At 65.1% G+C, this 24,255-nt stretch carries 25 protein-coding genes; 8 read left to right on the top strand and 17 right to left on the bottom strand.

Features of this window, described 5'->3' with window-relative positions; genetic code table 11:
* Positions 1–115: 115 nt before the first annotated feature.
* The 3 genes from trxB to FZZ93_RS16240 form a co-directional block, all read right to left on the bottom strand.
* Positions 116–1,066 carry a thioredoxin-disulfide reductase gene (trxB, locus tag FZZ93_RS16250; protein ID WP_149323347.1) on the bottom strand — a complete coding sequence of 317 codons (951 nt, stop codon included), beginning with the start codon at positions 1,064–1,066 and terminating at the stop codon, positions 116–118.
* A 139-nt stretch (positions 1,067–1,205) separates the two neighbouring features.
* Entirely contained in the window at positions 1,206–1,808 is a 603-nt protein-coding gene (locus FZZ93_RS16245; protein WP_149323346.1) for a peroxiredoxin, read from the bottom strand.
* Positions 1,809–1,964: 156 nt separating this feature from the next.
* Positions 1,965–2,174 (bottom strand): zinc ribbon domain-containing protein, encoded by a 210-nt coding sequence (locus FZZ93_RS16240; protein WP_149323350.1) that lies wholly within the window; start codon positions 2,172–2,174, stop codon positions 1,965–1,967.
* Positions 2,175–2,333: 159 nt separating this feature from the next.
* Between FZZ93_RS16240 and acnA the strand changes: the two genes are divergently transcribed.
* Positions 2,334–5,078 (top strand): aconitate hydratase AcnA, encoded by a 2,745-nt coding sequence (gene acnA, locus FZZ93_RS16235; protein ID WP_149323345.1) that lies wholly within the window; start codon positions 2,334–2,336, stop codon positions 5,076–5,078.
* A 250-nt stretch (positions 5,079–5,328) separates the two neighbouring features.
* Here acnA and FZZ93_RS16230 read toward each other — a convergent pair whose 3' ends face one another.
* The 10 genes from FZZ93_RS16230 to radC all read right to left on the bottom strand — a co-directional run bounded on the left by FZZ93_RS16230 (position 5,329) and on the right by radC (position 14,125).
* On the bottom strand, positions 5,329–7,008 hold the full coding sequence (locus FZZ93_RS16230) for an NAD-dependent malic enzyme (RefSeq protein ID WP_149323344.1): 1,680 nt from the start codon (positions 7,006–7,008) through the stop codon (positions 5,329–5,331).
* Positions 7,009–7,131: 123 nt separating this feature from the next.
* Positions 7,132–8,157 carry a tryptophan--tRNA ligase gene (locus FZZ93_RS16225; RefSeq protein ID WP_149323343.1) on the bottom strand — a complete coding sequence of 342 codons (1,026 nt, stop codon included), beginning with the start codon at positions 8,155–8,157 and terminating at the stop codon, positions 7,132–7,134.
* Positions 8,158–8,418: 261 nt separating this feature from the next.
* The gene (gene ald / locus FZZ93_RS16220; protein WP_149323342.1) at positions 8,419–9,534 is read right to left on the bottom strand and encodes an alanine dehydrogenase; all 1,116 of its coding nucleotides are present in this window, start codon (positions 9,532–9,534) and stop codon (positions 8,419–8,421) included.
* Positions 9,535–9,709: 175 nt separating this feature from the next.
* Positions 9,710–10,144 carry an acyl-CoA thioesterase gene (locus FZZ93_RS16215; RefSeq protein WP_149323341.1) on the bottom strand — a complete coding sequence of 145 codons (435 nt, stop codon included), beginning with the start codon at positions 10,142–10,144 and terminating at the stop codon, positions 9,710–9,712.
* A 53-nt stretch (positions 10,145–10,197) separates the two neighbouring features.
* Positions 10,198–10,515: a putative signal transducing protein gene (locus tag FZZ93_RS16210; protein WP_149323340.1), complete on the bottom strand. Its 318-nt coding sequence runs from the start codon at positions 10,513–10,515 to the stop codon at positions 10,198–10,200.
* Positions 10,516–10,630: 115 nt separating this feature from the next.
* On the bottom strand, positions 10,631–11,827 hold the full coding sequence (locus FZZ93_RS16205; protein WP_149323339.1) for a class I SAM-dependent rRNA methyltransferase: 1,197 nt from the start codon (positions 11,825–11,827) through the stop codon (positions 10,631–10,633).
* Between the two features lie 52 nt (positions 11,828–11,879).
* A complete protein-coding gene (gene mutM, locus FZZ93_RS16200) occupies positions 11,880–12,704 on the bottom strand; it encodes a bifunctional DNA-formamidopyrimidine glycosylase/DNA-(apurinic or apyrimidinic site) lyase (protein WP_149323338.1) in 825 nt (274 codons plus the stop codon).
* A 168-nt stretch (positions 12,705–12,872) separates the two neighbouring features.
* The gene (gene rpmG, locus FZZ93_RS16195) at positions 12,873–13,028 is read right to left on the bottom strand and encodes a 50S ribosomal protein L33 (RefSeq protein WP_013333580.1); all 156 of its coding nucleotides are present in this window, start codon (positions 13,026–13,028) and stop codon (positions 12,873–12,875) included.
* A gap of 36 nt (positions 13,029–13,064) precedes the next feature.
* A complete protein-coding gene (rpmB, locus tag FZZ93_RS16190; protein ID WP_013333581.1) occupies positions 13,065–13,301 on the bottom strand; it encodes a 50S ribosomal protein L28 in 237 nt (78 codons plus the stop codon).
* A gap of 149 nt (positions 13,302–13,450) precedes the next feature.
* Positions 13,451–14,125 carry a RadC family protein gene (gene radC, locus FZZ93_RS16185; RefSeq protein WP_149323337.1) on the bottom strand — a complete coding sequence of 225 codons (675 nt, stop codon included), beginning with the start codon at positions 14,123–14,125 and terminating at the stop codon, positions 13,451–13,453.
* A 170-nt stretch (positions 14,126–14,295) separates the two neighbouring features.
* Here radC and coaBC point away from each other — a divergent pair, with 170 nt between their 5' ends.
* The 5 genes from coaBC to slmA all read left to right on the top strand — a co-directional run bounded on the left by coaBC (position 14,296) and on the right by slmA (position 19,075).
* Positions 14,296–15,531 (top strand): bifunctional phosphopantothenoylcysteine decarboxylase/phosphopantothenate--cysteine ligase CoaBC, encoded by a 1,236-nt coding sequence (coaBC, locus tag FZZ93_RS16180; protein ID WP_149323336.1) that lies wholly within the window; start codon positions 14,296–14,298, stop codon positions 15,529–15,531.
* A 24-nt stretch (positions 15,532–15,555) separates the two neighbouring features.
* Positions 15,556–16,023, top strand: a complete 468-nt coding sequence (gene dut / locus FZZ93_RS16175) for a dUTP diphosphatase (protein ID WP_149323335.1) — start codon at positions 15,556–15,558, stop codon at positions 16,021–16,023.
* A gap of 62 nt (positions 16,024–16,085) precedes the next feature.
* Entirely contained in the window at positions 16,086–17,483 is a 1,398-nt protein-coding gene (locus FZZ93_RS16170) for a phosphomannomutase/phosphoglucomutase (RefSeq protein WP_149323334.1), read from the top strand.
* A gap of 28 nt (positions 17,484–17,511) precedes the next feature.
* Positions 17,512–18,429, top strand: a complete 918-nt coding sequence (gene argB / locus FZZ93_RS16165; RefSeq protein WP_149323333.1) for an acetylglutamate kinase — start codon at positions 17,512–17,514, stop codon at positions 18,427–18,429.
* Positions 18,430–18,463: 34 nt separating this feature from the next.
* Entirely contained in the window at positions 18,464–19,075 is a 612-nt protein-coding gene (gene slmA / locus FZZ93_RS16160; RefSeq protein WP_149323332.1) for a nucleoid occlusion factor SlmA, read from the top strand.
* Between the two features lie 104 nt (positions 19,076–19,179).
* Here slmA and rpoH read toward each other — a convergent pair whose 3' ends face one another.
* The 4 genes from rpoH to ftsY all read right to left on the bottom strand — a co-directional run bounded on the left by rpoH (position 19,180) and on the right by ftsY (position 23,189).
* Entirely contained in the window at positions 19,180–20,046 is an 867-nt protein-coding gene (gene rpoH / locus FZZ93_RS16155) for an RNA polymerase sigma factor RpoH (protein ID WP_149323331.1), read from the bottom strand.
* Positions 20,047–20,191: 145 nt separating this feature from the next.
* Positions 20,192–21,169, bottom strand: a complete 978-nt coding sequence (ftsX, locus tag FZZ93_RS16150; protein ID WP_149323330.1) for a permease-like cell division protein FtsX — start codon at positions 21,167–21,169, stop codon at positions 20,192–20,194.
* Positions 21,166–21,834: a cell division ATP-binding protein FtsE gene (gene ftsE / locus FZZ93_RS16145; RefSeq protein WP_149323329.1), complete on the bottom strand. Its 669-nt coding sequence runs from the start codon at positions 21,832–21,834 to the stop codon at positions 21,166–21,168. Before ftsE ends, ftsX begins: the two co-directional genes overlap by 4 nt.
* Positions 21,831–23,189, bottom strand: a complete 1,359-nt coding sequence (gene ftsY / locus FZZ93_RS16140; RefSeq protein WP_149323328.1) for a signal recognition particle-docking protein FtsY — start codon at positions 23,187–23,189, stop codon at positions 21,831–21,833. The genes ftsE and ftsY overlap by 4 nt, the downstream gene beginning before the upstream one ends.
* A 91-nt stretch (positions 23,190–23,280) precedes the next feature.
* Here ftsY and rsmD point away from each other — a divergent pair, with 91 nt between their 5' ends.
* Positions 23,281–23,937, top strand: a complete 657-nt coding sequence (rsmD, locus tag FZZ93_RS16135) for a 16S rRNA (guanine(966)-N(2))-methyltransferase RsmD (RefSeq protein WP_149323327.1) — start codon at positions 23,281–23,283, stop codon at positions 23,935–23,937.
* An 86-nt stretch (positions 23,938–24,023) separates the two neighbouring features.
* Positions 24,024–24,254, top strand: coding sequence for a cell division protein ZapB (locus FZZ93_RS16130; protein WP_149323326.1), 231 nt, complete (start codon positions 24,024–24,026; stop codon positions 24,252–24,254).
* The last annotated feature ends 1 nt before the right edge of the window (position 24,255 follow it).

Below are 24,255 nucleotides of genomic sequence, written 5' to 3'. Positions count from 1 at the left end.
TACGAGCTACGAGCTACGAGCTACGAGCTACGAGCTACGAGCTACGAGCTACGAGCTACGAGCTACGAGCTACGAGCCAGCAGTATAAGTCGGGGTTCGCATCTCGCATCTCGAGTCAAAGCTCGTCTAGATACCGCTCGGCATCCAAGGCCGCCATGCAGCCGCTGCCCGCGGAGGTCACGGCCTGGCGATAGACGTGGTCCATGACGTCACCGGCGGCAAAGACACCGGGCACGCTGGTGGCGGTGGCGTTGCCCTCGAGCCCCGACTGAACCTTGATATAGCCGCCGGCCATGTCCAGCTGGCCTTCGAAGATGCCGGTGTTGGGGCTATGACCGATGGCGATGAACACGCCCGGTGCATCGAGCTCGCGGGTACTGCCATCCTCGGTGGACTTGAGCCGGGCCCCGGTCACGCCGGTATTGTCGCCCAGCACCTCATCGAGAGTGTGATTCCAGATCACTTCGATGTTGCCGTTCTCGACCTTGTCGAACAGCTTGTCCTGGAGAATCTTCTCGGCGCGCAGGCTGTCACGGCGATGCACCAGCGTCACCTTGGACGCGATGTTGGAAAGGTACAGCGCTTCCTCGACGGCGGTATTGCCGCCACCAACCACCACGACATCCTGGTTGCGATAGAAGAAACCATCGCAGGTAGCGCAGGCCGAAACGCCCTGCCCCATGAAGCGGGTCTCGGATTCCAGGCCCAGATAGCGGGCACTGGCACCCGTGGCAATGATCAGCGCATCGCAGGTGTAGGTGCCGTTGTCGCCCTTGAGCGTGAAGGGACGCTCACGCAACTCGACCTCCTGGACATGATCGAACAGTACCTCGGTCTCGAAGCGCTCGGCATGCCGCTTCATGCGCTCCATCAACTCCGGGCCCTGGACCCCGATGTCGTCGCCGGGCCAGTTGTCCACATCGGTGGTGGTGGTCAACTGACCGCCGGCCTGGATGCCGGTGATCAACAACGGCTTGAGATTGGCCCGGGCCGCATAGACGGCCGCCGTGTAACCGGCCGGCCCGGAACCAAGGATAATCAGGCGTTCGTGGCGCGCTTCGCTCATGGGATACCTCGCAACTCTGGCAATGGGTAACGCAACGGACTAGGCGATGCCGATGCCCCATCGGCATGACGCAGGCCACTGCGGGGCGGGCCGGTACAGGGGTGGCCCTCAGGCCACCCCCGGACTCGCCCGGAAGCGCTTAGAGCGCTTCGGCGTGGGTGCCCAGATACTTGGCGACACCCTCGGCGGTGTCCTTCATGCCTTCCTGGCCTTCATCCCAGCCAGCCGGGCAGACGTCGCCATGCTGCTGGTGGAACTTGAGAGCCTTGACCATGCGCAGCATCTCGTCGACGTTGCGGCCCAGCGGCAGGTTGTTGACGACCTGGTGCTGGACGATGCCGTCTTCGTCGATCAGGAAAGAGGCGCGCATGGCCACGCCGGCATCCGGATGCTCGATGCCGAAGGCGTTGGTGACCTCATGCTTGACGTCAGCCACGATCGGGAAGCCGACCTCGCCAATGCCGCCCTTCTCCGGGGACGTCTTGCGCCAGGCATGGTGGGTGAACTGGGAGTCGATGGATACGCCGATCACCTCGACGCCGAGCTCCTTGAACTGCGCCAGACGGTTGTCGTGGGCGATGATCTCGGAGGGGCAGACGAAGGTGAAGTCCAGCGGCCAGAAGAACAGCACGCGCAACTTGCCGTTGCTGTCGGAAAGCTTGAAGTTCTCGACGATCTCGCCATTGCCGAGGACGGCAGCGGCTTCGAATTCAGGCGCTTGACGTCCAACCAGTACGCTCATGGTGTCTCCTTGCAGTCGTTGAAATGTCATCGATGATGAAAAAATGGGATACCACACTAGGCCAGCCACCACCGTCGAACCATTCGCTCGACACTATGGCGCAAATAGCCGCGACCTATTGTGCCGTGCACAACAGGGTTGCACCAGATGGCCACCCTACAATACGTCGTCATCCCGCCCCAGGGTCACCGACTCCAGTTCACCACTGATCGGGGATACCTCGATGCGTAGCTGGATGGGGGCGCAGCAGCGCGGGCAATCCTCCCAGGTCGCGTGACTTCCCTGGGAGGCATCGACCTGTAGCGCGAAGGGCGTGTCGCAATAGGGACAACGGACCGATCGACTCTCCAATGCGTCCTCGTGCACGGCTTCTCCAGGCATGATGTCGCCTACTGCATGTGGGGACGACACGCCTCGTTATCAAGCCCAATCCCAGAGCGCAGTGGTTGAAAAGCGCTTCTATCATGACCATGTAAGAACATGAACCCAGGATGGTTCGACACTCCCCGTGACAGGAGGATAGCAATGAGCACCGAGTCCACACCGGATACCTTGCAGACCTTCGAGGCCGCCGGCACCACCTACCACTATTACAGCCTGCCGAAAGCCGCCGAAGCCCTTGGCGACATCGACCGCCTGCCGATGACGCTCAAGATCCTGCTCGAGAACCAATTGCGCTTCGCCGACAACCCCAGCGTCGCCCGCGAGGACATGCAATCACTGGTCGACTGGCAGCAGGATGCCTCGTCCGATCACGAAATCGGCTACCGCCCGGCCAGGGTCCTGATGCAAGACTTCACCGGTGTGCCCGGTGTGGTCGACCTCGCCTCCATGCGTGCCGCCGTCGAGAGTCTCGGCGAGGATCCCTCGCGCATCAATCCGCTATCGCCCGTCGACCTGGTCATCGACCACTCGGTGATGGTCGACAAGTTCGGCAACCCCACCGCGTTCCGCGACAACGTGGCCATCGAGATGGAACGCAACCGCGAGCGCTACGAGTTCCTGCGCTGGGGTCAGCAGGCCTTCGACAACTTCCGGGTGGTACCGCCGGGCACCGGCATCTGTCACCAGGTCAATCTCGAATACCTAGGCAAGACGGTGTGGACCAAGGAGGAAGACGGCAAGACCTTCGCCTACCCCGACACCCTGGTCGGCACCGACTCCCACACCACCATGATCAACGGCCTGGGCGTGCTCGGCTGGGGCGTAGGCGGCATCGAGGCCGAGGCTGCCATGCTCGGCCAGCCGGTGTCGATGCTGATTCCCGAGGTCGTCGGCTTCAAGCTCACCGGCAAGCTCCGCGAGGGCATCACCGCCACCGACCTGGTGCTGACGGTGACCCAGATGCTGCGCGAGCGCGGCGTGGTCGGCAAGTTCGTCGAGTTCTACGGCGATGGCCTCGCCGACCTGCCACTGGCCGACCGCGCCACCATCGCCAACATGGCCCCCGAGTATGGTGCCACCTGCGGTTTCTTCCCGGTCGATGACGAGACGCTCAACTATCTCCGGCTAACCGGCCGCGAAGACGCCCAGGTCGAGCTGGTCGAAGCCTACTGCAAGGCCCAGGGCCTGTGGCGCGAACCCGGCCACGAGCCGATCTTCAGCGACACCCTGCACCTCGACATGGACGAAGTGGAGTCCAGCCTGGCTGGCCCCAAGCGTCCCCAGGACCGCGTCGCCCTCAAGGACATGCCAACGGCCTTCGCCAAGGTGATGGAAGACGACGGCAAACCATTGTCGGCCACCGAGAAAGGCCGCCTGTTCTCCGAAGGTGGCCAGACCGCCGTGGGCGTCGAGGAAAGCTACGAGCATCACGACAGCCAGGAGGTCGACATGGAAGGCGAGGCCTTCCGGCTCGATCCCGGCGCCGTGGTGATCGCTGCCATCACCTCCTGCACCAACACCTCCAACCCCAGCGTGATGATGGCTGCCGGCCTGCTGGCGCGTAACGCCCTGGCCCGCGGCCTCAAGACCAAGCCCTGGGTCAAGACCTCGCTGGCTCCCGGCTCCAAGGTGGTGACCGACTACCTCGCCGCCGGCGGCGTACAGAATGACCTGAACGAGCTGGGCTTCAACCTGGTGGGTTACGGTTGCACCACCTGCATCGGCAACTCCGGGCCACTCCCTGAAGCCATCGAGAAGGCCGTCGAAGAGGGTGACCTGACCGTGGCCTCGGTGCTCTCGGGCAACCGCAACTTCGAGGGCCGGGTACATCCGCTGGTCAAGACCAACTGGCTGGCCTCTCCTCCCCTGGTAGTGGCCTATGCCCTGGCTGGCAACGTGCGCAAGGACATCGCCAACGATCCGCTTGGCACCGGCGACGATGGCCAACCGGTGTATCTCAAGGACATCTGGCCCAGCCAGGCGGAGATCGCCGAGGCGGTGGAGAAGGTCAAGACCGAGATGTTCCGCAAGGAATACGCCGAGGTCTTCGACGGCGACGACGTCTGGAAAGCCATCGATGTGCCCGAGAGTCAGGTCTACCAGTGGTCCGATGACTCGACCTACATCCAGCATCCGCCCTTCTTCGAGGGCATGGGGCGCGAACCCGCCGCCACTGAGGATGTCGAGGGTGCCCACATCCTGGCCCTGCTCGGCGACTCGGTGACCACCGACCACATCTCGCCGGCCGGCGCCATCAAGCCCGACAGCCCCGCCGGTCGTTACCTCCAGGAACGCGGCGTCAAGCCGGTGGACTTCAACTCCTACGGCTCACGCCGCGGTAACCACGAGATCATGATGCGCGGCACCTTCGCCAACGTGCGCATCAGAAACGAGATGCTCGACGGCGTGGTCGGCGGCGAGACCCGCCACGTGCCATCCGGCGAACAGATGTCCATCTACGACGCGGCCATGAAGTACCAGCAGGAAGGCACCCCGCTGGTGGTGATCGCCGGCAAGGAGTACGGTACCGGCTCCTCGCGCGACTGGGCCGCCAAAGGCACCCGATTGCTCGGCGTGCGCGCCGTGCTGGCCGAGTCCTTCGAGCGCATCCACCGCTCCAACCTGATCGGCATGGGCGTGGTACCGCTGCAGTTCACCGAAGGCGACACCCGCGAGACCCTGGGGCTGATCGGCGATGAACGGATCTCGATCTCCGGACTCTCGGAGCTGACCCCGGGTGGCAAGGTCGAGGTGACCATTGCCAGTCCCAAGGGCGAGAAGCGCATTGAAGCTCTGTGCCGCATCGATACCGCCAACGAGCTGGAGTACTACCTCCACGGCGGCATCCTGCACTACGTACTGCGCAAGATGATCGGCGCGGCCTGATCGCCGTCACTCGCCCCGCATGACGCAAAAGCCCCCGCCGGTGAGGAACCGGCGGGGGCTTCTTGTCGGCGGGCTACGAGTTACGAGCTACGAGCTACGAGCTACGAGCTACGAGCTACGAGCTACGAGCTACGAGCTACGAGATACGAGATACGAGATACGAGATACGAGATACGAGATACGAGCGAAAGCCTATTCCCGGCCCTGGCACTTTCAAGCTCGCTGCTCGCATCTCGAAACTCGTGGCTCGTCAGAACGAACGGCGCCGATAATCCCGATACTCCGGATACCAGAAATGACGCTCGATGGAGTCACGGATCGCCTGCTCGTCACTCTTCAGCGCGACGTCCTCACGCTGCGCCTCCAGCGCCACTTCGAAAGCGATCGCCTTGGACAGCTCACGGATATCCGACAGCGCGGGCAACACCGCACCTTCACCGGTCTTGGCCACCGGCGCCTCGACTGCTAGCGCGCGGGAAGCCGCCATCAGCATGCCGTCAGTGACCCGGCTAGCACCCGCCGCCACCACGCCGAGTCCGATACCCGGGAAGATGTAGGCATTGTTGCACTGCGCGATGGGATACTGGCGACCCTGATGCTCCACCGGCGCGAAGGGGCTACCGGTAGCCACCATGGCCTCGCCGTCGGTCCAGCGGATCACATCCTCCGGCAGCGCTTCGGCGCGTGAGGTCGGATTGGAGAGCGGCATCACCAGAGGCGAGGCGCAGCCGGCGTGCATGGTGCGGATCACCTCCTCGGTGAACAGGCCCTTCTGGCCACACACACCGAGCAACACCGTAGGGCGCACCTGCTTGACCACCTCGAGCAGCGACTGACCATCCCAGTCGTCGACCAGCGAGGGCTCCTGGGCCAGTCGACGCTGGAAGTCGCGCAGCCATCCCTGGTCAGCGGTGACAAGACCTTCACGGTCGACCATGAAGATACGCTCCCGAGCCTGTTGCTCCGAAAGCCCCTCTTCTTGCATGGCGACCACGACCTGCTCGGCGATGCCGCAACCGGCGGAGCCCGCGCCGACAAACACCACGCGCTGATCGGCCACGCCCTCGCCTCTGGCCTTGCAGGCCGCCAGCAAGGTGCCCACGCAAACCGCAGCGGTACCCTGAACATCGTCGTTGAAGCAGCAAAGCTCATTGCGGTAGCGCTCGAGCAGCGGCATGGCATTGGCCTGGGCGAAGTCCTCGAACTGTAGCAGCACCTGAGGCCAACGGCGCTTCACCGCGGCAATGAACTCCGCCATGAAGGCATCGTACTCTTCCTGGGAGACACGCGGATGCCGCCAGCCCATGTACATCGGGTCATCGAGCAGCGCCTGGTTGTTGGTCCCCACGTCGAGCGTGATCGGCAGCGTATTCGCCGGACTGATACCACCGCAGGCGGTGTACAGGGACAACTTGCCGATGGGAATACCCATACCGCCGATGCCCTGGTCACCCAGCCCCAGGATACGCTCGCCGTCGGTGACCACGATCACCTTGACCCGGTCCTTGGTGGCGCTGCGCAGGATGTCGTCCATGCGATCCCGATCGGGATAGGAAATGAACAGGCCGCGGTGGTTGCGATAGATATTCGAGAACTCTTCGCAGGCCTGCCCCACCGTAGGGGTGTAGATGATCGGCAGCATCTCCTCGAGATGTTCGGAAACCAGGCGGAAGTAGAGCGTCTCGTTGTCATCCTGGATGGCACGCAGATAGATGTGCCGGTCCAGGTCGTTCTGGCACTGGCGATACTGACGATAGGCCCGCTCCACCTGCTCTTCGATGGTCTCGACGTTCTGTGGCAACAGGCCGATCAGGTTGAACTCGAGGCGTTCCTCGCGGGTAAAGGCACTCCCCTTGTTGAGCAACGGCATTTCGAGCAAGGGGGGCCCGGCGTAGGGGATATAGAGGGGGCGCTTGGCTTCTCTGGTCATCGGTTCGTCTCTGCTGTCTCTGGAATCCGGGCCGTGACGCTCTGTGGCGACTTGGGCGCTACTCTACCACGTCGACGCGCCGACCATGGAGGCCGGCACATCATGCAGGGTGCACGTGACGAATCAGACGAAGCGCCCCAGCCCCACCGCCTGACGCAATTGATCCATGAAAGGCGCGGCCTCGGCACGGGCGCGATCGGCCCCTTGGCGCAGCACCTCCTCGATGTGGGCGGGATCTTCCAGCAATGCCTGATAACGCTCCCTCGGCTCGCTCAACTGCGCGTTGAGGTATTCGAAGACCCGGTTCTTGGCCTCGCCCCAGCCGATCCCGTTCTCATACTCGGTGCGCATCTCGGCCGTCTCTTCCTGAGTGGCGAAGGCCGAGTAGATCTGGAACAGCGTGCAGCTATCCGGGTCCTTGGGCTCGCCGGGCTCCAGCGAGTTGGTCTTGATCTTGCGCACCAGCTTGAGCAGTTTCTTCTCGGAGACGAACAGCGGGATGGTGTTGTCGTAGCTCTTGGACATCTTGCGTCCATCAAGCCCGCCCAGGACCTCGACCCGCTCGTCGACCACCGCATCGGGCAAGGTAAAGTACTGGCCCTTGAAGAGGTGATTGAAGCGGCCGGCCATGTCGCGCGCCATCTCGATGTGCTGGATCTGGTCGCGCCCCACCGGCACGCGTTGGGCGTTGAACATCAGGATGTCGGCGGCCATCAGCACCGGGTAGCCGAACAGTCCCATGGTCACGCCCTTGTCCGGGTCCGGATGGCCGGCCGTCTCGTTATCGGCCACGGCCGCCTTGTAGGCATGGGCACGATTCATCAGGCCCTTGGCGCAGACGCAGGACAGCATCCAGGTCAGTTCGGGAATCTCGGGAATGTCCGACTGCCGGTAGAAGATGGCGTTGTCGGTATCCAGCCCCAGGGCCAGCCAGGTGGCGGCGATCTCCAGGCGCGACTGCTGGACCCGCTTGGGATCATGGCTCTTGATCAGGGCATGCAGATCGGCGAGGAAATAGTAGGACTGGACACTCGGGTCCTGGCTCGCCGCGATGGCCGGCTTGATGGCGCCGACATAGTTGCCCAGGTGGGGAGTACCGGTGGTGGTGATGCCCGTGAGCACACGGGTCTTGTCGGATGCTGCAGTCATGAAAGCGGGACTCTGCTGACTCTGGAATGCCCGCCATGGTAACGCGAGGCCCCGGTCAAGGCGACCTGCCGGGAACAAGTCGCAGGGCTAGCGCAGAGAGTAGTATCTACCCGGGGCTGATCCGTCGACAAGCCGGCGCCCCTCGTCAGGATCACCCTGACGAGGCATCGCAGTCATCGCCAGAGAGAGACCAACCTCAGATCGAGAAAAGGCCAGGACTCCACGCGGTAGCCCTGGCCTTTCGTCGACGAGTCGGCCCCCTCAGCCAATCAGGGTAGCGGCTTCCACATACTCCAGCCCGAAGGCTTCGGCCACGGCACGGTAGGTGAGCTTGCCGTCGTGGACATTGAGCCCCGCGGCGAAGTGGTCGTCGTCGGCCAGCGCCTTCTGCCAGCCCTTGTCGGCAAGCGACAGCACGAACGGCAGAGTGGCGTTGGTCAGTGCCTGGGTGGAGGTCCGGGCCACCGCGCCGGGCATGTTGGCCACGCAGTAGTGCACCACGCCATCCACCACATAGGTCGGTTCGGCATGGGTGGTGGGCCTGCTGGTCTCGAAGCAGCCGCCCTGGTCGATGGCCACGTCCACCAGCACGCTGCCGGGCTTCATGTCGGACAGCATCTCCCGCGTGATCAGCTTGGGCGCGGCGGCTCCCGGCACCAGCACGGCGCCGATGATCAGGTCCGACTCGCGGACCGCCTCTTCGAGCGCATCGGCCGTGGAGAAAACCGTCTTCATGCGGCCCTGATAACGATCATCCAGGGTCTCGAGGCGCGGAATGGACTTGTCCAGCACCGTCACCTCGGCGCCCAGCCCCAGGGCCATGCGGGCGGCATTCTCGCCAACCACGCCACCGCCGATGACCGTGACTCTGGCCGGCGCCACGCCCGGCACCCCCGGCAGCAGGATACCCGCACCGCCCTGGGCCTTCTCGAGGCTGTGTGCGCCGGCCTGGACGGCCATGCGACCCGCCACGGTGCTCATCGGCGCCAGTAGTGGCAGGCCACCCTCGGCGGCGGTGATAGTCTCGTAGGCGATACAGGTGGCACCGCTATCGAGCAGCCCCTTGGTCAGCGTTTGCTCGGCCGCCAGGTGCAGATAGGTGAACAGCGTCTGCCCGGCAGACAGCCTGGCAACTTCCTCGGCCTGGGGCTCCTTGACCTTGAGGATCAGTTCGGCGTCGCCCCACAGCTTGGCCACATCGGCTTCCAGGCGAGCGCCGGCCGCTTCGAAGTCGGCGTCGCTGAAGCCCGCGCCCTCGCCGGCGGCGGTCTGGACGATGACATCATGACCACGCCCGACCAGCTCACGAGCCCCACTGGGGGTCAGGGCAACGCGATACTCATGGTTCTTGATTTCCTTCGGCACGGCGATCTTCATGAGATTCCTCCGATGCATGAACTGTGGATGACGGCGGATTTACTTCATTACAGCACAACAGTGCATACACGCAGAGATCACGCAAGAAAAACAAAAAATATTCGGAAAACAAGCCATCGACATCGAAAATACGACTGCCAAAAGAAAAGCAAACAGAAAGACTTCCGCTCGTCGATCACTCGCTGATCAAGGCCGCCCCGTAGCAACGCCGGAATTCGTCCGGGAGGCGCCGAGGGCGGCCACTGGAAAGCTCGATGCAGGCGAAGCGCGTGCGCGCGCGCAACAACGTCGGGCCGCCCTCGCACTGCCTGAGCTGGAAGCGGCGCGTGAGCGTCAGACGCTCGTCGCAATCGACGATCCAGGTGGCCAGTTGCAACCTGTCGCCTTCGAAGGCCGGCGCCAGGTAATCGAGTTCATGACGATGAACGGCCATGGCGCGATCCAGCTCGCGGTAACGCGCCAGGCTGAGCCCCAGGTGCTCCGAATGGCGCCAACTGATGCGTTCCACCCAGCGCAGGTACTCGGCGTTGTTGGCGTGGCCATAATCGTCGATGCTCGACGGCTCGACTTCGAGGTCGATGATGAAGGGCTCGGGCAGATCCCAGGACATGACGGCATGCTCCCTGTCGCTTGGCGGATTCGAGGTCCAGGCTGGCGGCGACATTATGACCGATCGCGACCACAGTTCCAGCAGCGGTCGAAGACGCCTTCGAGCGCTTCGCCACAGCCGGGGCAGACCCAGCCGGGACGCGCCTCGTCCTTCTCGGTCTCGCGAATCAGTGCCTCGGCCCGGGCACGATTATGCGGCGCCACCCACACCTCGGGCTCACACTCCACAGGCGGCAGCTCCCCCGAGGCACCGCTCAGCGTCATGTTGCGACGCTCCACCGGGATGCCGACCGACTCGAGCAGGTTGGCCACATGGCTGACCAGCAGTGGATTCGTATGTGCGAAGACGCAAACGAAGTCGAAATCCTTCACGACGCGACCTTCCTCATGATGAGCACTCCTCGGCACCATCGACGAGTCCAGGCACTTTTCACAGGCCCCAAGCACTGTCTGAAAAGTCGACGAGCGAAGGTACCTTTTACCGGGGCTAGTCGCGGAAAACCCGCACCCCCAGCGCCTTCAGATAAGACGTCTCGGGAATCGCGGGATGCACTGGATGGTCCGGCCCCTGATGCCCCTGGAAGATCACCTGGCCATGGCGATCCTGGTGACGGGCTGCGCCGCGTACCACGTCCGTGAGCCGGTCCATGCCCAGGTGCATGGAGCAGGAGGCCGAGACCAGCAGGCCATCACGCCCCAGCAGGCGCATCGCTTCCCGATTGAGTCGGCCATAGGCGCGCTCTCCGGCGGCCGTGTCCTTGCGTTTCTTGATGAAGGCCGGCGGGTCGAGGATCACCACGTCGAAGCGCTCGTCGTCGGCCTTGAGGGCGGCCAGCGCCTCGAAGGCATCTCCCTCACCCACCGCGACGCGCTCCTGGAGCCCGTTCAGTTCGGCGTTCTCGGCCACGCCCTGCAGCGCCCGCTCGCTGGCATCGACACACAGCACCTCGCTGGCGCCGTGTGCAGCCGCCTGCACGCCCCAGCCGCCGACATAGCTGAACAGGTCCAGCACCCGCTTGCCGGCCACCAGTCCGTTGAGCCAGGCCCGGTTGGCACGATGATCGAAGAACCAGCCGGTTTTCTGACCGTCCAGCACCGGCGCGACGAAACGCACGCCGTTCTCTTCCAGTTCGACGCTCTCGGGCGGTTCGCCACCGAGCACCTCGACGCCCCCCTCGAGTCCTTCCATGCGGCGTCCGCTGGTGTCATGACGCAGCACCACCGCCCGCGGCGACAGCACCTTGTCCAGGGCATCGAGCAACGGCTCGCGTACCGCTTCCATACCGGCGGTATTGAGCTGTACCACCAGGACATCGTCGAAACGGTCGATCACCAGCCCCGGCAGCAGATCGCCTTCGCCATGCACCAGGCGATAGAACGGCTTGGCGAACAGGCGCTGGCGCAGGGACAACGCCTGGTTGAGGCGATGCACCAGCAGCGAACGGTCGAGGACGGTCCCGGCATCGCGGGACACCAGACGCGCGCAGATCAGCGAATGGGCGTTGACATAGGCCACACCCATGGCCTTGCCGTTCGCCGCTTCCACCACCGCCTGCTCGCCCGGCGCGAAGTCCTTGAGCGGCGTAGCAGCGATATCGATCTCGTTGGAATACAGCCAGAGATGACCGGCTTTCAGTCGACGGTCGGCGTTCTTCTTGAGGCGCAGGGAGCGTAGGGCGGTCATCGGAAATCTCGTGATTGGAAATAGGAATTGGGCGAAGCGGACACCATCCGAGTCAACGTTGGCACTCGGCACAGAAGACACTGGCGCGCTGCCCCAGGGTCACCAGGCGCAGTTCGGCGCCGCAGCGCCGACAGGGTTCGCCGTCGCGGCCATAGACATTGAGCCGCTGGGCGAAATACCCCGGCTCGCCGGTGCCACTGACGAAGTCGCGCAGCGTCGTGCCTCCCTGGGTGATGGCCGCAGCCAGCACCTCGCGGATGGCATCGGCCAGGCGCGTATAGCGCTCTCGCGAGATGCGCCCCGCCTCGCGGCGCGGATCGATGCCGGCCAGGAACAGGGCCTCGGCGGCGTAGATGTTGCCGACGCCAACCACCACGGCGTTGTCCATCAGGAAAGGCTTGACCGCCAGCCGTCGCTTCCGGGACATCGCATAAAGCCGCTCGCCATCGAAGGCCTCCGAGAGCGGCTCCGGCCCCAGCTTCGCCAACCGACGGTCCTGCTCGACATCGCCGTCCAGCCAATCGATGAAGCCGAAGCGACGCGGATCGTGATAGCGCAGGATAGCCCCATCGTCGAGCACCAGGTCGACATGATCGTGCTTCTTGGGCAACTCGCCCAGCCGTGCGATGCGCAGGCTGCCGGACATGCCCAAGTGGCACAGCAGGGTTCCGCCCCGCTCGCCGACCACCGGCATCAGCAGATACTTGGCGCGACGATCCAGCCGACCCAGGCGCGCGCCCACCAGACGGTCGGCGAGATCCTCGGGCACTGGGTGGCGCAGGCGCGACTGGCGCACGATCACCTCGCGGATCTCGCGCGCCTCGACATGCGGGGCAATGCCGCGTCGGGTGGTTTCGACCTCGGGAAGCTCGGGCATGGCGGGATATCCAGCAGCGGGACGACATACGCAAGAACCCGACCATCGGGCCGGGTTCGGGCGGACAGGCTCTAACCTGCGGAAGGAAGCCATCGAGCGACCCGGCGCGCTTTCGCGGGCGGGGCCGACGGCCAGGATGCCGAGCGCGTCAGCGCACCGGCATCGCGATCACTTGATCTTGGCTTCCTTGTAGATGACGCGCTTGCGGGCCACCGGATCGAACTTCTTCATTTCGAGCTTGTCCGGAGTGTTCCGCTTGTTCTTGTCGGTGGTGTAGAAGTGGCCGGTACCGGCGCTGGACACCATTCTGATCTTGTCACGCATGACTCTTCTCCCTCATGGATCGGGCGCTGGAGTGTCTTAAACAGTCTCGCCGCGCTTACGGATATCGCTGAGCACCGCGTCGATACCCTTCTTGTCGATGATGCGCATACCCTTGGTGGAAACGCGCAGCTTGACGAAGCGCTTCTCGGCTTCCACCCAGAAGCGATGGGTGTGCAGGTTCGGCACAAAACGACGCGGGGTCTTGCGCTGAGAGTGAGATACGTTGTGACCAGTCACCGGGCGCTTGCCGGTAACCTGACATACTTTGGACATGAGAGCCTCCAACCGCTTGGCCAGGGTATTAACCTGAGTGTTCAAAACCTGTCGGGCAAACCGGGACGACCCGTGTCATTTGACCCAAGGGAATTCAAAGGCTGCACTTTATACCAGAGTTGGCCGGGCCAGACAAGCGAGAGACGAGATTATAGCAGGCCACGCTCGGCAAATGACACCACTTCTCCATCTCCCACCACGAAGTGATCCAGCACCCGGACCTCGAACAGCTCAAGCGCCTGCCTGAGCCGCTCGGTGATGCGCCGGTCGGCGTCACTCGGCTCGGCCACCCCGGAAGGATGGTTGTGCGCGAAGATCAGTGCCCCCGCCCCCAGTTCCAGGGCGCGACGCGCCACTTCGCGGGGATAAACCGAGGCGCTGTCCAGCGTTCCCCGGAACAGCGACTCGTAGCGAATCACCCGGTGCTGGCTGTCGAGGAACAGCGCGGCGAACTCCTCATGCCCGAGGTGGCGCAGACGCGACGTCAGGTAGTCGCGGACCAGCCCCGGCGAGGTCAAGGCCGCCTCGCGGTCTAGCCGACTGGCCAAGTGGCGTCGCGCCAGTTCCAGCACCGCCTGCAACTGCACGTACTTGGCCTGCCCCAGCCCGTGCCCGGCGCAAAAGGCCCGTTCATCGGCCTCCAGCAGGGGACGCAGACCACCGAAGACCGACAGCGTGTCCCGCGCCAGATCCACGGCGGAGCGTCCCGGCACCCCGACGCGCAGAAAGATCGCCAACAACTCGGCATCGGAAAGCGCCTCCGAGCCCAGCGCCAAGAGTTTTTCCCGAGGGCGCTCGCCCTCCGGCCAATCGCGAATCGACATCCTTGCCTCCCATGCATGTCCAGCGCTCTGGCCATGCACGCCGCCCCTGCCCCTTCACGGCATCCCTTCGCCACCCAGTGTAGTCGCCACGAGGCGTCCACGCAGGCCGGCTACGCAAGCCACACCGCGAGTGGTAAGGTAGACGACCGGATTCACGCTTGGACACCGCCATGTCTGCATTGCCCGGAACATTGCCCGGAAAACGCATCCTGCTCGGGATCGGCGCCGGTATCGCCGCCTACAAGAGCGCGCACCTGGCGCGCCTGCTCAAGCAGGCGGGCTTCGAGGTTCGCGTGGTCATGACCGAAGGCGCCCAGGCCTTCATCGCGCCCTTGACGCTCCAGGCCCTGACCGGCGAAGCAGTGCGTACCTCGCTGCTCGATCCAGAAGCCGAGGCCGGCATGGGCCACATCGAACTGGCCCGCTGGGCCGATCGCATCCTGATCGCGCCCGCCACGGCCGACCTGATGGCACGCCTGGCCCATGGTCACGCGGACGACCTGCTCACCACCCTGTGCCTGGCCAGCCACGCCGAAAAGTTCATGGCGCCGGCCATGAACCAGGCCATGTGGAGTCACCCCGCCACCGCGCGCAACGCCCACCGGCTCGCCGAAGACGGCTGGCAGCTGCTCGGCCCCGACAGCGGCGACCAGGCCTGCGGCGACGTGGGACCTGGCCGCATGCTCGAACCGGAGGACATCATGGCCGGCCTGTCCGGAGCGGTGGAGCGCCCCGCCGAGGGGCTGAAGGTAGTGATCACCGCCGGGCCGACCCGCGAGGCCCTCGACCCGGTTCGCTATCTCTCCAACCACAGCTCCGGCAAGATGGGCTACGCGCTGGCCACTGCCGCCGCGGCCCTGGGCGCCGAGGTACACCTGATCAGCGGCCCGGTGGCACTGGCCACGCCGCACGGCGTGACCCGGCACGACGTGGAAAGCGCCGACGACATGCTGGCGGCCGCCGAACGTCTCGCCTACGATTGCGATCTCTTCATCGGCTGCGCCGCCGTGGCCGACTACCGCGCCGAAGCCCCGGCCGAGCACAAGCTCAAGAAGCGTGACGACGAAGACGCCATGACCCTGCGTCTGGTCAAGAATCCCGATATCATTGCCCGCATCGCCGCCCGGGACGACCGCCCCTTCGTCATCGGCTTCGCCGCCGAGACGCGCGACCTCGAGCGTTACGGCCGCGACAAGCTGACGCGCAAGCAACTCGACATGGTGGTGGCCAACGACGTTTCCCAGGCCGGGCTCGGCTTCGGCGCCGACGACAACGCCGCCGTGCTGCTCTGGAAAGACGGCAACGCCATCGACCGCGACGCCCAGCCCCCGCAACCCAAGTCACGACTGGCCGAGGCCGTCCTGAAGCGGGCACTGAGCCGCCTGAACACCACTCACCACGCCTGACACCCCGATTCCGGAAGACACCCGATGCCGACTTTTCCCGACCGTCCCCGCCTCGCCGTCAAGCTGCTCGACGAGCGCATGCGCGACTATCTGCCCCATTACGCCACCGCCGGCTCGGCGGGCATGGACCTGCGAGCCCTGCTCGACGCCCCCCTGCCCCTCGAGCCCGGCGACTGCGAACTGGTGCGCACCGGACTCGCCATCCACATTGCCGACCCGGGCCTGGCCGGTATGGTCCTGCCCCGATCGGGGCTCGGCCACAAGCACGGCATCGTGCTCGGCAACCTGGTGGGGCTGATCGACTCCGACTACCAGGGAGAGTTGATGGTCTCGGTGTGGAACCGGGGCGACACCGCTTTCACCCTGGAGCCCTTCGAGCGCCTGGCCCAGTATGTTCTGGTACCCGTGGTGCAGGCCGACCTCGAGGTCGTCGACGACTTCGACGCCAGCGCCCGGGGCATGGGCGGCTTCGGCAGCTCCGGCCGTCACTGACCCGACCAACACCACTGACCCGACAGCGCCATTGACTTCACGCACGATCAAGGACTGATGACATGACGACAGACAAGGCCCATATCGCCCCCGCCTCCATCTTTCGCGCCTACGACATTCGCGGCGTGGTCGACAACACCCTCACCGAACCCGGTGTCGAAGGTATCGGCCGGGCCATCGGCAGCGCTGCCAGGGCGAAGGGCGAAACCCGCGTGATCGTCGCCCGCGACGGCCGCCTCTCCGGCCCTCGCATGCTCGCGGCGCTGACCCGCGGCCTGACTGCCTCGGGCTGCGACGTGATCGATATTGGCATGGTGCCGACGCCGGTGCTCTACTTCGCCACCCACGTGGTAGAAGGCACCGCCTCCGGCGTGATGGTCACCGGCAGCCACAACCCGCCCGACTACAACGGCTTCAAGATCGTGCTCGGTGGCGAGACGCTGTCCGGCGAGACCATCACCGACCTGCACCGCCGCCTGGAAGAAGACGACCTGACCGAAGGCCAGGGCCAGGTGAGCGAGCAGGACCTGCGCGAGGCTTATCTGGAACGCATCCTCGGCGATGTCGTCCTGACACGACCGATCAAGGCCGTGGTGGACTGCGGCAACGGCGTGGCCGGCGAGCTTGGCCCGAAGCTCGTCGAGCGTCTCGGTGCCGAGACCATCCCGCTCTATGCCGAGATCGACGGCACCTTCCCCAACCACCACCCGGATCCCGGCAAGCCGGAAAACCTCAAGGACCTGATCGCCGAGGTCCAGGCTCGCGGCGCCGACATCGGCCTGGCCTTCGACGGCGACGGCGACCGGCTGGGCGTGGTCACCCCCTCGGGCAAGCTGATCTACCCCGATCACCTGATGATGGCCTTCTCCGAGGACATGCTGGAGCGCAACCCCGGCGCCCGGGTGATCTTCGACGTCAAGTGCACCGGCAACCTGGCCCGGGTGATCGAAGAGGCCGGCGGCACGCCGGAGATGTGGCGTACCGGCCATTCGCTGATCAAGGCACGCATGAAAGAGACCGGCGCTCAGCTTGCCGGCGAGATGAGCGGCCACATCTTCTTCAAGGAACGCTGGTTCGGCTTCGACGACGGCCTCTACGCCGCCGCCCGCCTGCTGGAAGTGCTGTCGCGCCAGTCCCTCGATACCGACGCCTTCTTCGCGCGCTATCCTCAGGATATCGGCACCCCCGAGATCAACGTCACGGTCACCGACGAGACCAAGTTCGACCTGGTCGAGCGCCTGGCCCGGGAAGGCGATTTCGGCGACGACGGCGTCAAGACTACCCTGGATGGCATTCGCGTCGACTACCCCGACGGCTGGGGACTGTGCCGCGCCTCCAACACCACGCCAGTGCTGGTGCTGCGCTTCGAAGGCAAGAGCGAGGCAGCGCTGCAGCGCATTCGCAACCGTTTCGCCGAGGCCCTCGAGCAGGTCGACCCGACGCTCGAGATCACGCTCTGACGCTTCCCCGACACGACACGGACCCGACATGACCGAACAGACTCGCGACCCGCGCCAGGTAGTGGAAGTCCTCTCCGAGGCACTTCCCTACATCCAGCGCTTCTCCGGCAAGACCGTGGTGGTCAAGTACGGCGGCAACGCCATGACCGAAGACCCGCTGATCGACTCCTTCGCCCGCGACATGGTCCTGATGAAGGAAGTCGGCATCAATCCGGTGGTCGTTCACGGCGGCGGCCCGCAGATCGGCGAGCTGCTCGAGAAGCTCAACATCGAGTCGCGCTTCGTCAACGGCATGCGCGTCACCGACGCCGAGACCATGGACGTCGTCGAGATGGTGCTCGGCGGGCTGGTCAACAAGGGCATCGTCAACCTGATCAACCAGTGCGGCGGCAAGGCCATCGGCCTGACCGGCAAGGACGGCGCCCAGATTCGCGCCCGCCAGTTGAAGGTAGAGCACCAGAGCCCGGAAATGACCGCTCCGGAGATCATCGACATCGGCCACGTGGGCGAGGTGGAGCACATCTCCACCGATCTCATCGAGATGCTCGCCAGCCGCGACTTCATTCCGGTGATCGCCCCGATCGGCGTCGATGCCGAGGGCCGCAGCTTCAACATCAACGCCGACCTGGTGGCCGGCAAGGTGGCCGAGGCGCTGGACGCCGAGAAGCTGATGCTGCTGACCAACGTGGCCGGACTGATGAATGCCGACGGAGAGGTGCTGACCGGCCTCAGCACCGCCCAGGTCGATGCCATGATCGCCGACGGCACTATTCATGGCGGCATGCTGCCGAAGATTCGCTGCGCCCTGGAAGCCGTGAAGGGCGGCGTAGCCAGCGCCCATATCATCGATGGCAGGGTGCCCCACGCCACCCTGCTCGAGATCTTCACCAATGCCGGTGTCGGCACCTTGATCACCAACGCCGGAGACGAGCCCCACGACGACTGACCCTTTCCCCATCGAGCGACAAGAAAAGCACACCATGACGCAGGAAGCTTCCCCCTCCAGCCGTCGCGACCAGATTCTGCAAGGACTGGCGCTGATGCTGGAGGAAGACAGTGGCAAACGCATCACCATCGCCGCCCTGGCCCGCCAGATCGGCGTCTCGGAAGCGGCTCTCTACCGCCACTTCCCCAGCAAGGCACGCATGTTCGAGGGACTCATCGAGTTCATCGAACAGACCCTGTTCGAACGCATCGGCCGCATTCTCGAGGAAGTGCCCGAAGCAGTGCCGCGCTGTGGCCAGATCCTCACCCTGCTGCTGGGCTTCGCCGAGAAGAATCCTGGTCTGTCGCGTCTGCTAGGCGGCGACGCCCTGACCGGCGAGACCGCCCGGCTGCGACAGCGCATCCACCAGCTGTTCGAACGTCTGGAAACCCAGCTCAAGCAGGTACTGCGCGAGGCCGAGCTACGCGAGGGACGGCGCCCGGCGATGCCGATTCCAGCCGCTGCCAATATGCTGCTGGCCCAGGTCGAGGGACGCATCTCCCAGTATGTGCGCAGCGACTTCAAGCGCCGCCCCACCGAACACTGGGAAGACCAGTGGCAGCCACTCTCCGCCTGCCTGCTCCGCGAGGCACCCCAGCCCGCCTGACACCTCACGAGAGCCTGTAACACAAACGCCCCGGCCAATGGCCAGGGCGTTTTCCATGCCGCCTGCGACGGCGAGGCAGCGACTGTCAGGAAATCAGCGCACTATCATGCGGCCAAGGTATCGCCGATACTCTGCCGAATCTTCTTCATCGCGTTCTTCTCGAGCTGGCGAATGCGCTCGGCAGACACGCCGTAGACATCGGCCAGGTCGTGGAGCGTCGACTTACTGTCGCTCAACCAGCGCCGCTGGAGGATATCGCGGGAGCGCTCGTCCAGTTCGGACAGGGCCGCCTGCAGGCGCTGAGTGGAGTCTTCCTCCCAGTCGCTGTCCTCGAGCTGCGTGGCCGGATCCTGGGAAGCGTCGTCCAGGTAGTGGACCGGCGCCTGATAGGCGGACTCCTCGTCCTCGCCGGGCGCGGCATCGAAACCGGCATCGTAGGCCGATAGACGCCCTTCCATCTCGCGCACCACTTCGGGCTTGACGTCGAGATCCTTGGCGATGGCCTCGACCTCGTTGCTGTTCAACCAGGCCAGGCGCTTCTTGGCGCCGCGCAGGTTGAAGAACAGCTTACGCTGCGCCTTGGTGGTGGCGACCTTGACGATCCGCCAGTTGCGCAGCACGAATTCGTGAATCTCGGCCTTGATCCAATGCACGGCGAAGGATACCAGGCGCACGCCCTGATTGGGGTCGAAGCGCTTGACCGCCTTCATCAGGCCGACGTTACCTTCCTGGATAAGGTCCGCCTGGGCCAGGCCATAGCCGGAATAGCTCCGTGCGATGTGCACGACGAAACGCAGGTGAGACATCACCAAACGGCGCGCCGCCTCGAGGTCGCCCTCGTCGTGCAGGCGGAAGGCCAGCTCACGCTCCTCGTCCACGGTGAGCATGGGAATCCCATTCACCGCCTGGATATAACCATTGAGGTCGTGACCCGGTGAAAGATGGCCCACCGGTAGAAGACTGGTGCTCATTTGCAGGTTGTCTCCCTCGAAACCCATGAGTGGAATCGGCAATCGCTGCCTTTGACGGCAAGGGACCGATTTGGTTCCGGCTCGCAATGAATTTGCCATGACGCTTTCGTGACGGCAGTTCTCCGTGACAGCTTTCCTCATGGCATCAGCGGGGGCGGATCTGCGCCAGATGACGACTGACCGCGATCCAGGCACCCAGCCAGCCAAGTAGTGTACTACAGGCCAGAAGCGTTGCCGAGCCCCCGACTCCCAGGGTCGGCAGCACGAAACTCGCACCGTAGCTGGCCGCCAGCGCCGAGACCGGCCCCGACAGCCAGTCTCCGCCGAGCGTCAACAGCCCCCAGGCCAGGATGCCGCCCCCCAAGCCGTACCAGGCACCGCTGTACAGGAAGGGACGCCGCACGAACGGATGGGTGGCGCCGATCAACGTCACCACCTCAATCTCCTGGCGACGGTTCTCCACGGCCAGCCGGATGGTATTGCCCACCACCAGCAGCACGCCCATACCAAACAGCACGACCAGCGCCAGAGTGACCCGCTGGCCGAGTTCCGCCAGATGACGCAGGCGTTCCAGCCAGGCGAGATCGAGCCGCACCTCCTCGACGCCATTCAAGGCCCCAAGTTCGTCGGCCAGCCGGCGCACGGCCTCCGGCGAAGGATCGACAGGCGAGACCACCACACTGGCCGGTAGCGGGTTGCCAGGCAGGCGCGCCAGGGCATCCTCGAGCCCCAGCGACTGCTGAAACTCGGCCATGCCCTCGGCGGCGGTGATCAAGCGGGTATCCGCCACGCCTTGCTGGGCCGCCAGTGCTTCCTCGATACGCCCCGCCTCGCCGTCATCGACCCGCTCGGCGAGATAGGCCGTCAGGGTGGCACTCTCGTCGAGCTCGGCGTCGAGCAGCCGGGCACCGTCCAGGGCCAGCCACAGGCCGGCTGGCAGCACCAGGGCAATCGCGATGGCCAGCATGGTCAGCAGGCTGCTCAGCGGATGGCGCAACAGACGCAGTGCGCTGTCCCGGGCCATGGCGCGATGGTGACGCCCCCAACTACGCCAGCGCCCACCGGCGCCGGCCCGATGGGTTCGGGCACCACGTCGGGGCTGCTCTTGTCCTTGACGGCTCATAGAGCCTCCTCGTCGGCCACCAGGCGTCCGTCGTGCAGGCGCAGAGTGCGATGCCGCAGCCGGGCGATCAGCGCCAGATCGTGGCTGGCCACCATCACCGTGGTGCCGATCCGATTGAAGTCCTCGAACAACGACATGATATCGGCCGACAGTTGAGGGTCGAGGTTGCCCGTCGGCTCGTCGGCCAGCAGCAGGGCCGGCTTGTTGACCACCGCCCGGGCGATGCCCACCCGCTGCTGCTCACCGCCCGACAGCTCGATGGGCAGGGCCCGCTCGCGATGCAGCAACCCGACCTTGTCGAGCGCCGCCCGGACACGGCGCGAGGTCTCCCGGAGCTCCATGCCCTGAATTTCCAGAGGCAGGGCCACGTTGTGGTAGATCGAGCGATCGAAAAGCAACTGGTGGTCCTGAAAGACCACACCGATCTGGCGCCGATAGAAGGGCACCTGGGTATGATGCAGCCGATCGATGTCATGGCCCGCCACCAGGATGCGTCCCCGACTAGGCCGCTCGAGGCGGATGATCAGGCGCAGCAGAGAGCTCTTGCCGGCCCCGGAGTGACCAGTGAGAAAGACCATCTCGCCACGCCCGACCCGGAAGTTGAGATGGGCCAGCGCCTCGAAGCGCCCTCCATAGCGCTTGCCGACGTGTTCGAAGGCAATCATGCCGCGGCATCGTCCCTGTCGAAGAGCGCATCGACGAATTCGCGGGCCGCGAACGGACGCAGGTCATCCAGCGTTTCGCCCACGCCGATGAAGCGAATCGGTGTACCGAGCTGCTGGGCCAGCGCGAAGATGATGCCACCCTTGGCGGTGCCATCGAGCTTGGTCAGGGTAATCCCGGTGACCGGCACCGCCTCGTTGAAGGTCGAGGCCTGGGAAAGGGCGTTCTGGCCGGTGCCGGCATCGAGCACCAGCATCACCTCGTGAGGTGCGTCGGCATCGAGCTTGCCCATCACCCGCCGCACCTTCTTAAGCTCTTCCATCAAGTGCGACTTGTTGTGCAGGCGCCCGGCGGTGTCGGCGATCAGCACGTCGACGCCGCGCGCCCGGGCCGCCGCCAGGGCGTCGTAGACCACCGAGGCGCTGTCGGCGCCGGTATGCTGGGCCACCACCGGCACGTCGTTGCGCTCCCCCCACACCTTGAGCTGCTCCACGGCAGCGGCGCGGAAGGTGTCACCGGCAGCCAGCATCACACTGCGTCCCTCGCGCTGGAAGCGCTGGGTCAGCTTGCCGATGGTGGTGGTCTTGCCCACGCCATTGACGCCGACCACCAGGATGACGAAGGGACCCTCGCCCTTGGGCGGCAGCTCCAGGGGCTGGGTGACGCCCTCGAGCAGCCCCGCCAGTTCTTCCTGAAGCGCCTTGAACAGTGCCTCCGGGTCCTTGAGCTCCTTGCGGGAAACCCGCTCGGTGAGTCGATCGATGATCTCGGTAGTCGCCTCGATCCCCACATCGGCCATCAGCAACTGGGTCTCGAGTTCTTCCATCAGATCGTCGTCGATCTGCTTGCGACCGAGAAACAGCCCGGCCAGGCCATCGGCTAGATTGGCCCGCGTCTTGCCGAGCCCATTCTTGATCCGCGCGAACCACCCCTTCTTCTCGCCACGGGGCTTTTCCCGGAGCGCCGCAGCGGCCGGCTCGGGCTCCACCTCTGGCGCTGGTTCGGGCTCGACCTCGGGAACGGGTTCCGGCTCCACCTCGGGCACCGGCTCGGGCTCGACCTCGGGTTCCGGCTCCACTTCGGGCGTCGGCTCGGGCTCGACCTCGGGAACGGGGTCCGGCTCCACCTCGGGCGTTGGCTCGGGCTCGACCTCGGAAGCGGGTTCCGGCTCCACTTCGGGCGCTGGTTCGGGCTCGACCTCGGAAGCGGGCTCCGGCTCCACCTCGGATGCCGGCCCGACGTCGGATGACGCCACTTCCTCTTCGGCGAGCGCCGCTTCGTCGCGCTCGACCTCCTGCTCAGGCGTCTGGGACGCCTCTTCCTGCTGCTTCTTCTTGCGCTTGAAAAAACCGAACATGAGGGGATTCAGCCTCGCGGGTGAACGAATCGTCACATCCTACCATCGCGCACCATGACTGTGGACAAGACGCCCGCTACAATCGCCCCCCATGACTCGACGCCGCTCCTCCTCCCGCCCATCGCGCCACTCCCGCGCCGCCTCCCATCGCCGAGACGCTGGTCGTGGCCGAGGCCAGTTGCGCATCATCGGCGGCGAATATCGCCGCCGCCTGCTCCCCGTGATTGACCTGCCGGGACTGCGCCCCACGCCGGACCGTGTCCGGGAGACGCTGTTCAACTGGCTGGGGGCCGGCCTCGCCGGCACTCGGGTCCTGGACCTCTTCGCCGGCACCGGCGCCCTTGGCCTGGAGGCCCTGTCACGCGGCGCCCGTGATGCCACCCTGGTCGAGCTCGACGGCCGAGCGAGCCGCGCCCTGGAAGACAACCTGGCCACGCTGGGCGTTACCCGGGCCCGGGTGATCAATGCCGATGTCATGCGCTTTCTTGACGCCGAACCGACGCCTCATTCGCTCGTCTTCCTCGACCCGCCCTTCCGCCAGGACCTGGCGGCCGCCTGCTGTGCGGCGCTGGAGCGTGGCTGGCTGAGCGACGACGCCAGCATCTACCTGGAAACCGAGTCGACCCTCGACCCGGAAGTACCGGCCAACTGGATCCTGCATCGGGAGGTTCGCGCGGGCGACAGTACCGGACGGCTGTATCAGCGCCGCCCCACGGACAAGGACTCACCTGTCGAAGACGCTTGCTGAGCCCCCTCGGTGGCGTTACGCTGCCGATGGCAGGACGCTTTCGCCGGGCCGGGCCCGACTCAGCAGGACATCATCAGGAGAAACGGATGAGCATCGAACTCTTCAACCAGCTCGAACAGAAAGTCTCCAGCGCCGTCGAGGCCCTGGAGTTGATGAAGATGGAAGCCGAGGAGCTGCGCGAGGAAAACGCCCGCCTCAAGCAGGAACGCGAGGAATGGGAGCGTCGCTTGTCGGCGCTGCTGGGCAAGTTCGACGATATCGAGACCGAGCAGTCATCCCAGCAAGAACAACCGGCGCCCCAGCAGCAGCACGGCTGAG

This window comes from Halomonas eurihalina (assembly GCF_008274785.1).
GTDB lineage: Bacteria > Pseudomonadota > Gammaproteobacteria > Pseudomonadales > Halomonadaceae > Halomonas > Halomonas eurihalina.
Note: the sequence above shows the minus strand (reverse complement) of the source record. Positions and strands in the feature narration are given on the sequence as shown.